Here is a 13,236-nt window from a genome sequence, read left to right as displayed (position 1 = left end):
CCGATTGCGCGAGGATGCCATCATGACGACAGCCGAACTGGTCAGCGTGTTCACAGTAGATGGGGCGGGCGGCAATCCCTGTCCGATCGTGGTGGATGCAAGCGGCATGAGCGCGTCCGAGATGCAGGACGTTGCCCGTCGTCATGGCCACGAGTCCGGCTTCGTGTTGCCGGCGCAGAGTGACGATTTCGACGCCACGTTCCGCTTCTTCGTCCCGAACCACGAAATGGAAATGTGCGGCCACGCGACCATCGGCGCGCTGTGGTTGCTGGCACGGCAGGGCCGATTGCCCGGCGACACGATCCGGATCTCGACGCGCAGCGGTCCGGTCACCGGCTTCATCAGTCGCGATCGCGGCGGCGAGCCGCAGGTCGAGATCACCCAGCCGGCCGGCAAGGTCGTTCCGCTCACCGCCGCGCAACGCGACGACGTGCTGCGCGCCCTCGCGGCCCGCCCGGACGCGATCGGCGAGGGATCGCCCGCCAACGCCGTCACGTCGCGGGTCAAGACCTTGATCCCGATGCGTTCCCCCGAGGCGCTGAACGCGCTCGATCCCGCGGTCGAGGCCGTCGAGGCGGTCTGCGGCAGGATCGGATCGACCGGGCTCTATCCGTTCGCGGTGATCGACCGCGCCGCGCGGCTGTTCGAGGCGCGGCAGTTTCCGCGCTCGTCGGGCTATCGGGAGGATGCCGCAACCGGGATTGCGGCGGCGGCGCTGGCGTTCGGTCTGCTCGACTACGGTCTGGTGGATGCCAACGACGGCGAGATTCGCATCCTGCAGGGCCGCGCGATGGGGCGGCTGTCGGAGATCCGCGTCCGCATCGGCTTTGCCGGCGGCCGCCCGGTCGGCTGCCTGCTCGGCGGCAACGTCGCATTGATGACCGCGCCGTCGCACTGAGCCAGTTCGGCTCGCGCGCCGGCACAACGCAGGAACCGCGCCTTCACTTGGCCGTTCTCTTCATTGCATACAGTCGTGAAGGAGAGCGTCGGCAATGTGAAAGGCGGCGCGATGTCGCTCAGAGCCGTGTGCAATGTCGGTATCATCCTGGCCGTCGTCCTGGCGGCCGGTCGCGCGTTCGGCGCCGAGATCAATGCGGCTGCGATCGACGCGGCCGAGCCGTCGAGCAAAACCCTGTCCAACGAAAAACCGACGCCGGCAGGGGTGCGGCTGCAGGTGCTGCTCGACCGGGCGCACTTCTCTCCGGGCGAGATCGACGGCAAGTTCGGCGAGAATGCCAAGAAAGCGCTTCGCGCCTACGCCGAAGCCCGCGAGTTGCCGAGCGGCGATGCGCTGACCGATGAGGTCTGGACGGCGCTGCGGGCGGACAACCGGCCGGCGACAACCAGCTACACCATCACCGAACAGGATCTCGCCGGCCCGTTCCTGCACAAGCTGCCTGCCAAAATGGAGGCGATGAAGGACCTCCCGCATCTCGGCTTTACCAGCCCGCGCGAAAAGCTGGCCGAGCGATTTCACATGAGCGAAGCGTTGCTGGCCAGCCTCAACCCGGGACAACGCTTCGATCGGGCCGGCGCGACCATCGTCGTGATCGATACCGGCAGCGGCGCGCCGGACAGCGCTCCCGCAAAGGCCGACCGCGTCGAGGTCGACAAGAGCCGGCAGGTCGTCAAGCTATACGACAAGTCGAACGCGCTGATCGGCTTCTACCCGGCGACGGTCGGCAGCAAGGACAAGCCGTCTCCCACCGGCACCCTGAAGGTCACCGAGATCCATCGCAATCCGACCTATCGCTACAACCCGAACTATCACTTCAAGGGCGTCCACTCGCGCAGGCCCTTCACCATCAAGCCCGGTCCCAACAATCCGGTCGGCACGGTCTGGATCAATCTTTCGGCCGAGGGCTACGGCATTCACGGCACGGCTGCGCCGGACAGGATCTCCAAGGCAGAGTCGCACGGCTGCGTGCGTCTCACCAACTGGGACGCCGAACGCGTCGCGAAGCACATCGCAAAGGGCATCCCGGTTGCGTTCGTGGACGGCCCGCGATGAAGCCGATTGCCTAGCCCGGCTCGGCGACGCGCTTGCCGCGCTCCTGCGCCTTGGCATGTACCGGCGAGGATTGCCGTGCGCCCGGGCCGCGATGGACGTGGACCGCCTTCGCGCTCAGCGGCTCGCCGCATTCCGAGCAGACCATCACGGGGTCGAACATCTTGTGGCAGTTCTTGTGTTCGTGCAGCATCGGCCGGCCGCGGGCGTCGACCATGTGGGTGTCGCCCCAGTGCACGATCGACATGATCACCGGGTAGAGGTCGAGGCCCTTCTGCGTCAGGATGTATTCGTATCGCTTCGGTGATTCCTGATAGGGAATCTTGCGCAGCACGCCGAAGCGCACCAGCTTCTTGAGCCGGTCGGCGAGCAGATGGCGGGTGATGCCGAGCGACGCCTGGAAGTCGTCGAACCTGCGGATGCGCAGGAAACATTCGCGCAGGATCAAGAGGCTCCAGCGGTCGCCGATCACGGCCACGGTGCGGGCCAAAGAGCACGGCTCCTCTTCAAGGGCATCCCATTTCATCGGCGTCTCCAGCGATCTGCCACGACATTACAAATAAAATTCTAAAACAGAACTGACGTCATTTCAACAGGATGCCTTCAGATAGGTAGTTACATGACAAATATCATATTGACAGTTCTAAAATAGAACTTAAGGTCTCGGCCACGATCAACCGGGTGGCCGAGCAACGGCCGCCAAGCGCAGGGAAGGGCGTTTTGATGGCTGCTCCGCTCAAGGTCGAGTTCCATTTCGATTTTGGAAGCCCCAACGCCTATCTCGCCGAACTCGCCTTGCCGGAGATCGAAAAGCGCACCGGCGTGAAATTCGCCTACGTCCCGGTGCTGCTCGGCGGCGTCTACAAGGCGACCGGCAATATGTCGCCGGGCGAGTCGTTGCGCGGCATCAAGAACAAGCCCGAATACAATGCGCTCGAGACCGAGCGCTTCCTGCGGCGCTACAACATCACGAAATTCAAGCAGAACCCGTTCTTTCCGGTCAACACGCTGATGCTGATGCGCGGCGTGGTCGCTGCCGAGTTCGAGGGACTGTTCGAGCCGTATTTCCGCGCCGCCTATCACCACATGTGGGTCGAGCCCAAGAAGATGGACGACCCGCAGGTGTTTCGCGAGGCATTCCTGTCCTCCGGCCTCGATATCGACAGCATCATCGCCCGCGCCCAGCAGGATGAGGTCAAGAAGAAGCTGATCGACAACACCAGCGATGCGGTGGCGCGCGGCTCGTTCGGCTCGCCGACCTTCTTCGTCGGCGACGAGATCTTCTTCGGCAAGGATCGCCTGCGCGAGGTCGAGGAAGAGATCGTGGCGCAGCTTGCTGCGGGGCGGCGCAAGACCGCCTGAGCAAGGAACGCTTCAAGACGACAATCAAGCCCAAAGGGCAGTTCGAGGGAGGTTTCTGTGCTGGCGATGACGCAGGTGGAAGAAGGAAGTGTGGAAGGTCTGCCGAACCGCCTCCACGAGGTGATGGACCACTACGTCGGAGCGACGCCGGATCGTATGGCGTTGGTCGACGACAAGATGTGGCTCACCTATCGCGAGCTCGATCAGGTCGTGGGCCGCGTCACCGAAGCACTGCGGGCACTCGGCATCCGGCCCGGCGACCGCATGATGATCGTCAGCGAAAATTCCGTTCCGCTGTCCTGCCTGCTGTTTGCCGCGAGCCGGCTCGACGCCTGGGCGATCGTGGTCAATCCGCGGCTGTCGCCGCGCGAAATTGATCAGATCAAGGATCACAGCGGCACCCGCCGCGTGTTCCTGACCGCCGAAGTCTCGCAGGAGGCGGCCGCCCATGCCACGCGCTATGAGGCGACCGTGCAGGATGTCGGGCCGCTGCGCGGCATCGCGGTCACCAGCCTGAATATTGCGACCGTGGCCGAGCCGGTCGAGGCCGACGGCGCCAGGCAGGTTGCGGTTCTCATCTACACGTCCGGCACCACGGGTACCCCGAAGGGCGTGATGCTGACTCACCGCAATCTCCTGTTCAGTGCCCGCGGCACCGCCGCCTTCCGCAAGATGACGGCCGATGACGTGCAGTATTGCGTGCTGCCGATCTCGCACATCGTCGGCATCTCGCTGCTCACCATGACCCTGATGGTCGGCGCCACCGTGCGCCTGGTCGCAAAATACGATCCCGCCGCGCTGGTGAAGGCGATGGCGGACGAAGGCATCACCATTCTCAACGGCGTGCCTGCGACCTATCAGCGCCTGCTTGAATACCGCCGCAATGCCGGCCTGCCGAAGCTCGATCGCGGCAAGCTGCGCGTGATCTCGGTGGCGGGCGCGCCGCTCGATATCGAGCTCAAGTCCCGCGTCGAGCAGGAGCTCGGCCTGCCCCTTCTCAACGGCTACGGCATCACTGAATGCTCGCCGGGAATCTCCGGCGTGCGGCCCGACAATCCGCGGGCCGACCATGCGGTCGGCACCATCATGCCGGGCCTGGAGGCCAAGCTGGTCAGTCAGGACGGCAAGCCTGTCGCAGACGGCGAGGTCGGCGAGCTTCATGTCCGCGGCCCCAACGTGATGCGCGGCTACTACCGCGCGCCCGATCTGACCGCCAAGGCGATCGACCCCGACGGCTGGTTCAACACCGGGGATCTCGCCCGCTTCGAGAACGGTGCGATGTACATCGTCGGGCGGACCAAGGAGATGATCATCCGTTCCGGCTTCAACGTCTACCCGGCTGAGATCGAGGCGGTGCTGAGCACGCACGATGCCGTGGTGCAATGCGCCGTGGTCGGGCGGCGGGTCGAGGGCAATGAGGAAGTCGTCGCCTTCGTGCAGCTGATCAAGGGCTCGACCGCCACCGTGCAGGACCTGATGGCCCATGTCGCGCCGCAACTCACCTCGTACAAGCGGCCGTCCGAGATTATCCTGATGGACGCGCTGCCCGCGACGTCGACGGGCAAGCTGCTGAAGCACAAGCTGGCGGAGTCGCTGCGCAGCCAAAGCTGACGCCGCGTTCGCAGATCAGTTCACTCAAACACAAGGCCGGAGAACACCATGCAGAAGAGAAACAGGACGGTCGCCGTCATTGGTGCCGGCGATTTCATCGGCGGCGAAATCGCCAAGAAGTTCGCCTCCGAGGGCTTCACGATCTTCGCCGGCCGCCGCAATGGCGACAAGCTGGCGCCGCTGGTCAAGGAGGTCGAAGCGCTCGGCGGCGAAATCCACGCCCGCTCGCTCGACGCGCGCAAGGAGGAAGAGATCATCTCCTTCCTCAACGACGCCGACAAGCATGCGCCGCTGGAAGTCTGCATCTTCAACATCGGCGCCAACGTCAACTTCCCGATCCTGGAGACCACCGAGCGGGTATTCCGCAAGGTCTGGGAGATGGCCTGCTACTCCGGATTCCTCGCCGGACGCGAGGCGGCGCGGCTGATGCTGCCGCGCGGCGGCGGCAACATCTTCTTCACCGGCGCCACCGCGTCGCTGCGCGGCGGCAGCGGCTATGCCGCGTTTGCCAGCGCCAAATTCGGCCTGCGCGCGGTGGCGCAGGCGATGGCGCGCGAGCTCGGCCCGAAGAACATCCATGTCGCGCATCTCATCATCGATGCCGGCGTCGACACCGAGTGGGTGCGGCAGCGCCGCATCGAGGCGCTCGGCCCCAACGCGCTCGACGATCCGGATCTGCTGATGCCGCCGGCTTCGGTCGCGGCGTCATACTGGCAGCTCTACCAGCAGCCGAAGAGCGCCTGGACGTTCGAGCTGGAGATCCGCCCCTTCGGTGAGAAGTGGTAGGGAGCACGGTCAATGGAGCTCGCGCTATCCCCTGAAGATGCGGCGTTTCGCGACGAGGTTCGCGCCTTCATCAAGGACAATTATCCGGCGGAGATGCGCGTCCCCAATCCGGAGACCGATCTGTCCAAGGAGCAGATGCTGCTGTGGCATCGCATCCTGCACAAAAAGGGCTGGATCGCGCCGCTCTGGCCCAAGGAATATGGCGGCCCGGGCTGGTCGATCACCCGCCGCTTCATCTTCGAGCAGGAGACGACCCGAGCCGGCACCATGCCGCCGCTGGCGTTCAGCGTCACCATGGTCGGCCCGGTCATCTATACCTTCGGCAGCGACGCGCAGAAGCAGAGGTTCCTGCCCCGCATTCTCTCGGGCGAGGACTGGTGGTGCCAGGGTTATTCGGAGCCGGGCTCCGGCTCCGATCTCGCCACCGTTCGCACCAAGGCGGTGCGCGACGGTGACCATTACATCGTCAACGGCCACAAGACCTGGACCACGCTGGCGCAGCATGCCGACTGGATTTTTTGTCTGGTCCGCACCGATCCCGCGGCTAAGCCGCAATCCGGCATCTCGTTCCTGCTGATCGACATGAAGTCGCCGGGCGTCACGGTGCGCCCGATCATCACCATCGACGGCTCGCATGAGGTCAACGACGTCTTTCTGGAGGACGTCCGCGTCCCCGCCGAGAACCTGATCGGCGAGGAAAATAAGGGCTGGACCTACGCAAAGTTCCTGCTCGGCAATGAGCGCACCAGCATGGCCGGCATCGGCCGCTCCACGCGCTACATCGAGCGGTTGAAGAAGATCGTGAAGGCCGAGATCCCGGAGGACGATCCGGCGCATCTCGAATTCATCCGCGACATCGCTCGCGTCGAGCTCGACGTGCTGGCGCTGGAGGCGACCGAGCTGCGCGTCGTCGCCCAGATGGCCCGCGGCATCGATCCGGGGCCGGCGGCCTCGCTGTTCAAGATCCGCGGCACCGAGATTTTTCAGGATATCACCGAGCTCACGCACCGCGCGATCGGCAATTACGGGCTGGCGATCCGCGAGCATCCGGTCAGCGCCAACCATTTCATGCCGGGGCCGGACTACGGCCACACGGCATCGGAAAAATATCTCAACTCGCGAAAACTCTCGATCTACGGCGGATCCAACGAGATCCAGCGCAACATCATCGCCAAGGCGGTGCTTGGTCTCTAGAGCATGATCTGGAAAAGTGTGAAGCGGTTTTCCGAAGAGATCATGCTCAAACAAGAACTACAGGCAACGAGGATCGAATGGATATCCAGTTCACGGAAGAGCAGGAATTGTTGCGATCCAGCGTGCAGCGGCTGCTGCGCGACCAGTATGATTTCGACGCCCGCCGCAAGATCGTCGCCAGCGAGGAGGGTTTTAGCCGCAAACAATGGGCCGCGTTCGCGGACCTCGGCCTGCTTGCGGCGCCGTTCGGTGAGGAGGTCGGCGGGCTCGGCGGCGGACCGCTGTCGACCATGATCATCATGCAGGAGTTCGGCCGTCATCTCGTCGTCGAGCCCTTTGTGGAGACCGTCGTGGTTGCCGGCGGGCTAATCGAACAGGCCGGCTCCGACGCGCAGAAGCAGGCGCTGATTCCGGAGATCGTGGCCGGCACGAGGCTGTGGGCGCTGGCCTGGACCGAGAAGGGCTCGCGCTTCGACCTCGCCACTGTCACCACGACGGCGAAACGGGACGGTGACGAATACGTCCTGACCGGCGAAAAGACCGCGGTGCTGGCAGCGCCCTGGGCGGACCATCTGATCGTTTCCGCGCGGACCTCGGGCCATCGCCACGATCGCGGCGGCGTCAGCCTGTTCGTGGTGGATCGCCGCGCCGCCAATCTCGATCTGCAGAGCTTCAAGACCATCGACGGCCGCCGCGCCGCCGAGCTCAAGCTGCGCGGCGTCCGCGGCCAGCTGCTCGGCCGGGAAGGCGAGGGCGTTGCCGCGCTCGAATCCTGCCGCGACCGTGCCATCGGCGCACTCTGTGCCGAGGCGGTCGGCGCGATCGGCGAGCTGAATTCGGCGACGCTGGAATACTCCAAGACGCGAAAGCAGTTCGGCACCACGATCGGCAGCTTCCAGGTGCTGCAGCACCGGATGGTCGACATGTTCATCGCGCATCAGGAGGCGCTGTCGCTGATGCAGCACCTCTCGCTGAGCCTCAGCGGCGCGGACGCCGGCGTCTCGCGGCTGGCGTCGGGCGCGAAGTCGAAGATCGGCTATTCCGGCAAGTTCGTCGCCGACCAGGCGGTGCAGCTGCACGGCGGCATGGGCATGACCGACGAGCTCAATGTCGGCCACTACTTCAAGCGGATTTCATCCATCAACATTCAGTTCGGCGATCCCGCCTACCACGTGCTGCGCTTCGCGCAGCTCGAGGCGGCCGCCTGAGACAGAGAGGCAAGCATGTCATCACCTGAAGCAGTCATCGTCTCCACCGCGCGCACCGGCGTCGGCAAGGCCTATCGCGGCGCGCTCAACAACACCGAGGGCCCGACGCTGGCCGGCCACGTGATGGCTGAAGCCGTGAAGCGCGCCGGCATCGCGCCCGGCGAGGTCGAGGACGTGGTGATGGGCTGCGCGATGCAGCAGGGCACCATGGTGATGAACGTCGCGCGCAAGGGCGCGATCCGCGCCGGTTTGCCGGTGACGGTCGCCGGCACCACCATCGACCGGCAATGCGCCTCCGGCCTGCAGGCGATCGCGGTCGCCGCGCGCTCGGTGATATCTGACGGCGTCGAGATCGCGATCGGCGGCGGCATCGAGTCGATCAGCCTGGTGCAGAACGAGCACATGAACCGGTTCCACGCCGTCGACGACGAGCTGATGGCGATGAAGCCGGAGATGTACATGTCGATGCTGGAGACGGCGGAGGTCGTCGCCGAGCGCTACAAGATCGGCCGTGACCAGCAGGACGAATACAGCCTCGAATGCCAGCGCCGCGTCGGCGCCGCGCTGCAGGGCGGCCGCTTCAACGACGAGATCGTGCCGTTCACGACCAAGATGGCGGTGGTCAACAAGGACACCAAGGAGGTTTCCTTCCAGCAGGTGACCTTGTCGAAGGATGAAGGCCCGCGTCCGGACACGACGGCCGAAGGATTGGCAAAAATCAAGCCGGTGTTCGGGGGCAAGACCATCAGCGCCGGCAATGCCAGCCAGCTCTCCGACGGCGCCTCGGCCTGCGTGATCATGAGCGACCGGATCGCCGCGCAGAAGGGCATCAAGCCGCTCGGCATCTTCCGCGGCTTCGTCGCCGCCGGCGTCGAGCCCGACGAGATGGGCGTCGGCCCGGTCGCCGCGATCCCGCGGCTGCTCAAGCGGCACAACCTCAAGATCGACGACATCGATCTCTGGGAGCTCAACGAGGCCTATGCGGTGCAGGTGATCTATTGCCGCGACAAGCTCGGCATCGATCCTGAGAAGCTCAACGTCAACGGCGGCTCGATCGCGATCGGCCACCCCTACGGCATGACCGGCGCGCGGCTCACCGGCCACCTGCTGATCGAGGGCCGCCGGCGCAAGGCGAAGTACGGCGTGGTCACCATGTGCATCGGCGGCGGCATGGGCGCGGCCGGGCTGTTCGAAATCGTCCACTGACCGGAAATGCAGGGAGAAACTTGTGAAGACAGCGATCACTGAACTGTTCGGCATTCAGCATCCGATCATCCAGGGCGGCATGCATTATGTCGGCTTTGCCGAGATGGCGGCCGCGGTGTCCAATGCCGGCGGGCTCGGCATCATCACCGGCCTGACCCAGAAGACGCCGGAGCTGCTGGCCAAGGAAATCGCGCGCTGCCGCGACATGACCGACAAGCCGTTCGGCGTGAACCTCACCTTCCTGCCGAGCTTCACCGCGCCGCCCTATCCGGAATACATCGCGGCGATCCGCGAGGGCGGTGTCAAGGCGGTGGAGACCGCGGGCCGCAGCCCGGAACAGTACATGCCGGCGCTGAAGGCGGCCGGCATCAAGGTGATCCACAAATGCACCTCGGTGCGGCATTCGCTGAAGGCCGAGAAGATCGGCTGCGACGCGGTCAGCGTCGACGGCTTTGAGTGCGGCGGGCATCCCGGCGAGGACGATATCCCCAACATGATCCTGCTGCCGCGCGCCGCTGACGAGCTGCAGATCCCGTTCGTGGCCTCGGGCGGCATGGCGGATGCGCGCAGCCTGGTTGCGGCGCTGTCGATGGGCGCGGCCGGCATGAACATGGGCACCCGCTTCATCGCGACCAAGGAAGCGCCGGTTCATCCCAATGTGAAGAAGGCGCTGGTCGAGGCCAACGAGCTCGACACCCGCCTGGTGATGCGCGCGCTGCGCAACACCGAGCGCGTGCTGAAGAACAAGGGCGTCGACGAGCTGCTGGAGATCGAGCGCGAGAAGGGCGCCAGGCTGAAGATCGAGGACATTCATGAGCAGGTCGCCGGCGTCTATCCGAAGGTGATGATCGACGGCGAGATGGACGCCGGTGCCTGGAGCTGCGGCATGGTGGTCGGCCTGATCAACGACATCCCGACCGTCAAGGAGCTGATCGACCGCATCATGAGCGAAGCCGAGCAGATCATCCGCCAACGGCTGACCGGCTTCCTCGACGGCCAATTTGAAACCAGCCCGGCCCGCGCGGTGGCCTGAAGGAGGATGTCATGACCGAACATGTCAAGACCGAGATCGCCGGCGGCGTGCTGACCGTGACCATGCAGCGGCCGGAGAAGAAGAACGCGCTGACCGGTGCCATGTACAACGCGATGTCCGACGCGCTCAGCAAGGCGGAGGCGGATCCGTCGGTTCGCGTCATCCTGATCCAGGGCGATGGCGACAGCTTTACCGCCGGCAACGATCTCGCCGATTTCGCCAGCCAGGCGCGCGGCGAGGGCACGGTCGACAGTCCCGCGCACCGCTTCATCGACACCATCAGCAAGGTCGGCAAGCCGATCGTTGCCGCGGTGCAGGGCAATGCCGTCGGCGTCGGCACCACCATGCTGCTGCATTGCGACCTCGTCTATCTCGCCGAGAACGCGCGGCTGATCACGCCTTTCGTCAACCTCGCGCTGGTGCCGGAAGCGGCGTCGAGCTGGCTGTTGCCGCTCCGGATCGGGCACGCGCGCGCCTATGCGATGTTCGCGCTCGGCGAGCCGATGGATGCGGCCGGCGCGCTGGCATCCGGCCTCGCCAACGCGGTGGTGCCGCAGGCGGACCTGCGCAAGAAGGCGCATGATGCTGCGGTCGCGCTGACCAAGCGGCCGGCCGGCTCGCTCAGCCTGACCAAGAAGCTGATGCGCGAGCATCAGCGAATCGCAGCGCAGATCGCGGAAGAAGGCGTGCTGTTCAAGGAACGGCTGACGACGCCGGAGGCCCGCGAGGCATTCGCCGCCTTCGCGGAGCGGCGGCAGCCGGACTTTTCCAAACTGTAGGCCGCATCGGCCGCGTAGAGCACGGATATATCGAGGGAGTACGAGCATGGGCGTCGTCGGCAGTCATCAGTATCCCACTATGGAATCCGTGATCTACGGCAGGCCGGCAGCCGAAGCGCTGCGCGAGGAGGCCGAGCGGCTCGGCGCCAAGCGCGTCTATCTGATCGCCAGCCGGACGCTGAACACCACGACCGACGAGATCGAGAAGATCCGCAAGGCGCTCGGCGATCGTCATGCCGCGACCTTCGACGGCGTGCCGCAGCACACCACGCGGGATGTGGTGACGCAGATCGCGCGGCAGGCCAGTGAGGCCAAGGCCGACCTCGTCGTCGCGATCGGCGGTGGCTCGGTGGTCGATGCGGCGAAGATCGTGCTGATGTGCATGGAGAACGAGATCTTCGAACCCGCAGGGCTCGACGGTTTTGAGACCACGCCGGATCGCCGCTTCGGGCCGTTCCGAACGCCAAAAGTGCGGATGATCGCGATCCCCAGCACGCTCTCGGGCGGCGAGTACAATTCCGGCGCGCTGGTCACCGACACCAGCCGCAAGCTGAAGCAGATCTTCAATCACCCGATGATGATGCCGCGCGCCATCATCCTCGATCCCGCGATCACGAAGTATACGCCGGAAAAGCTCTGGCTGGGCTCCGGCACGCGGGCGATGGATCACGGCATCGAGGCGATCTGCTCCAGCCGTCCCAACGTGCTGGTCGACGCAGTGTGCCAGCAGGGGCTGCACTATCTGCATGACGGCCTGCTGCGCACCAAGGCCAATCCCGGCGACGAGGACGCACGGCTGAGCTGCCAGCTCGGCTCGTGGTTGTCGGCGTTCGGATTGCAGTCGCGGGTGCCGATGGGCGCCAGCCACGCCATCGGCCATGTGCTCGGCGGCACCTGCGACGTGCCGCATTACTTCTGCACGGCGGTGATGATGCCGAGCGTGCTGAAATACAACCGGCCCGCGACGGAAGCCGCGCAGAAATTGGTCGCGGCTGCGCTCGGTGCGCCGGGCCGCGACGCCGGCGAGGCGTTTGCCGCTTTCATCGCCGAGCTCGGGCTGCCGCGGCGGCTGGCCGATGTCGGCGTCGGCGAGGACCGGTTTGAGCTGATCGGCAAGAACGCGATGCTGTCGATCTTCACGCGGGCCAATCCGCAGCCGATCCGCGAGCCGGCCGACGTGGTCAAGATCCTCAAGCTCGCCGCCTGACCGTTCGTATCCGGAGCAAGTCCGATGGCTGACCTGCGGATATTCTCGTACCTGCCGAACCCGCGCGTCTGGAAGGCGACGATCGCCGCGCGCTTCTGCGGCGTCGAGGTCGAGGTCAGCGGGGCGTCCGGCAAGGAGCTGCGCGACTGGCTGTGGGACTACGATGCCCGCCCGCTGACTGAGGACGAACGCGCATCGCTGGCGTCGCTCGCACGCACCGGCCGGGTCGGGCTGACCGGCGCCCAGCTGTTCAAGACCGATGCGTTCATGGCGGCGCAGCCGTTCGGCAACGTGCCCGCGGCATTCGGGCCCGACGGCAAGGTCGGGATCTTCGAATCCAACAGCATCATGCGGGCGGTGGCGCGCATCGGTGCGGCGAAGTATCCACTTTACGGTCGCGATGCCTATGAGGCGTCCAGGATCGACAGTTTTCTCGATGTCAGCCTGGTGTTTGCCCGGGACTCGCAGATCTACCTGCTGGCGCTGTCAGGCGGCACGGTCGATGCGGCCATTCATGGGCGCGCCAAGGAGGCGTTCGCGATCTATGCCTCCGGGATCGAGCAGGCGCTGTCGCCGCAACGGCGCGCGCTGGTCGGCGACGGCATCTCGATCGCCGATATCTGCTTTGCCGCTGAACTCGCGCTGTTCATGAACGAGCATGCGCGGGCCGAGCAATTGCGCGCGCAGGGGCTCGGCAAAATCCTGCATCCAGGTGTGCGGGCTGAATATCCGCTGACCTTTGCGCACTTCGACCGGCTGGTCGCGCACGCGCATTTTTCGCCGGACCTCAAGCCATACGTCGAGAAGCTGCTGTCGAAAGCCGCTGCCTGAGCATGGACATC

General features: G+C 65.3%; 13 protein-coding genes. 12 read left to right on the top strand and 1 reads right to left on the bottom strand.

What is annotated here, in order from left to right; translation table 11 throughout:
* The first annotated feature begins 22 nt into the window (after window positions 1-22).
* Both XH93_RS35780 and XH93_RS35775 read left to right on the top strand, forming a co-directional pair.
* The gene (locus XH93_RS35780) at window positions 23-898 is read left to right on the top strand and encodes a PhzF family phenazine biosynthesis protein (RefSeq protein ID WP_194471080.1); all 876 of its coding nucleotides are present in this window, start codon (window positions 23-25) and stop codon (window positions 896-898) included.
* Window positions 899-1,009: 111 nt separating this feature from the next.
* On the top strand, window positions 1,010-2,011 hold the full coding sequence (locus tag XH93_RS35775; protein ID WP_194475453.1) for a L,D-transpeptidase family protein: 1,002 nt from the start codon (window positions 1,010-1,012) through the stop codon (window positions 2,009-2,011).
* A 10-nt stretch (window positions 2,012-2,021) separates the two neighbouring features.
* Here the strand turns inward: XH93_RS35775 and XH93_RS35770 are convergent, their stop codons facing one another.
* Complete coding sequence (locus XH93_RS35770; RefSeq protein WP_139859616.1) at window positions 2,022-2,534, bottom strand: helix-turn-helix domain-containing protein; 513 nt, start codon at window positions 2,532-2,534, stop codon at window positions 2,022-2,024.
* Between the two features lie 197 nt (window positions 2,535-2,731).
* Between XH93_RS35770 and XH93_RS35765 the strand changes: the two genes are divergently transcribed.
* The 10 genes from XH93_RS35765 to XH93_RS35720 all read left to right on the top strand — a co-directional run bounded on the left by XH93_RS35765 (window position 2,732) and on the right by XH93_RS35720 (window position 13,225).
* Window positions 2,732-3,370 (top strand): 2-hydroxychromene-2-carboxylate isomerase, encoded by a 639-nt coding sequence (locus XH93_RS35765; RefSeq protein ID WP_194471079.1) that lies wholly within the window; start codon window positions 2,732-2,734, stop codon window positions 3,368-3,370.
* Between the two features lie 66 nt (window positions 3,371-3,436).
* Window positions 3,437-4,981 carry a class I adenylate-forming enzyme family protein gene (locus XH93_RS35760; RefSeq protein WP_194475452.1) on the top strand — a complete coding sequence of 515 codons (1,545 nt, stop codon included), beginning with the start codon at window positions 3,437-3,439 and terminating at the stop codon, window positions 4,979-4,981.
* 48 nt (window positions 4,982-5,029) lie between these two features.
* Window positions 5,030-5,767: an SDR family oxidoreductase gene (locus XH93_RS35755; RefSeq protein WP_194471078.1), complete on the top strand. Its 738-nt coding sequence runs from the start codon at window positions 5,030-5,032 to the stop codon at window positions 5,765-5,767.
* A gap of 12 nt (window positions 5,768-5,779) precedes the next feature.
* Complete coding sequence (locus tag XH93_RS35750; protein ID WP_194471077.1) at window positions 5,780-6,961, top strand: acyl-CoA dehydrogenase family protein; 1,182 nt, start codon at window positions 5,780-5,782, stop codon at window positions 6,959-6,961.
* 77 nt (window positions 6,962-7,038) lie between these two features.
* Window positions 7,039-8,169, top strand: a complete 1,131-nt coding sequence (locus XH93_RS35745) for an acyl-CoA dehydrogenase family protein (protein WP_194471076.1) — start codon at window positions 7,039-7,041, stop codon at window positions 8,167-8,169.
* A gap of 15 nt (window positions 8,170-8,184) precedes the next feature.
* Window positions 8,185-9,375, top strand: a complete 1,191-nt coding sequence (locus XH93_RS35740) for an acetyl-CoA C-acyltransferase (RefSeq protein ID WP_194471075.1) — start codon at window positions 8,185-8,187, stop codon at window positions 9,373-9,375.
* 22 nt (window positions 9,376-9,397) lie between these two features.
* Window positions 9,398-10,408 (top strand): nitronate monooxygenase family protein, encoded by a 1,011-nt coding sequence (locus XH93_RS35735; RefSeq protein WP_194471074.1) that lies wholly within the window; start codon window positions 9,398-9,400, stop codon window positions 10,406-10,408.
* Window positions 10,409-10,419: 11 nt separating this feature from the next.
* Window positions 10,420-11,187 (top strand): enoyl-CoA hydratase-related protein, encoded by a 768-nt coding sequence (locus tag XH93_RS35730; protein WP_194471073.1) that lies wholly within the window; start codon window positions 10,420-10,422, stop codon window positions 11,185-11,187.
* A 46-nt stretch (window positions 11,188-11,233) separates the two neighbouring features.
* Entirely contained in the window at window positions 11,234-12,394 is a 1,161-nt protein-coding gene (locus XH93_RS35725; protein ID WP_194471072.1) for an iron-containing alcohol dehydrogenase, read from the top strand.
* A gap of 24 nt (window positions 12,395-12,418) precedes the next feature.
* Window positions 12,419-13,225, top strand: coding sequence for a glutathione S-transferase (locus tag XH93_RS35720; protein ID WP_194471071.1), 807 nt, complete (start codon window positions 12,419-12,421; stop codon window positions 13,223-13,225).
* The last annotated feature ends 11 nt before the right edge of the window (window positions 13,226-13,236 follow it).

The organism is Bradyrhizobium sp. CCBAU 51753 (assembly GCF_015291565.1).
Taxonomy (GTDB): domain Bacteria; phylum Pseudomonadota; class Alphaproteobacteria; order Rhizobiales; family Xanthobacteraceae; genus Bradyrhizobium; species Bradyrhizobium ivorense.
This window is presented reverse-complemented; position numbering and strand designations above follow the sequence as displayed.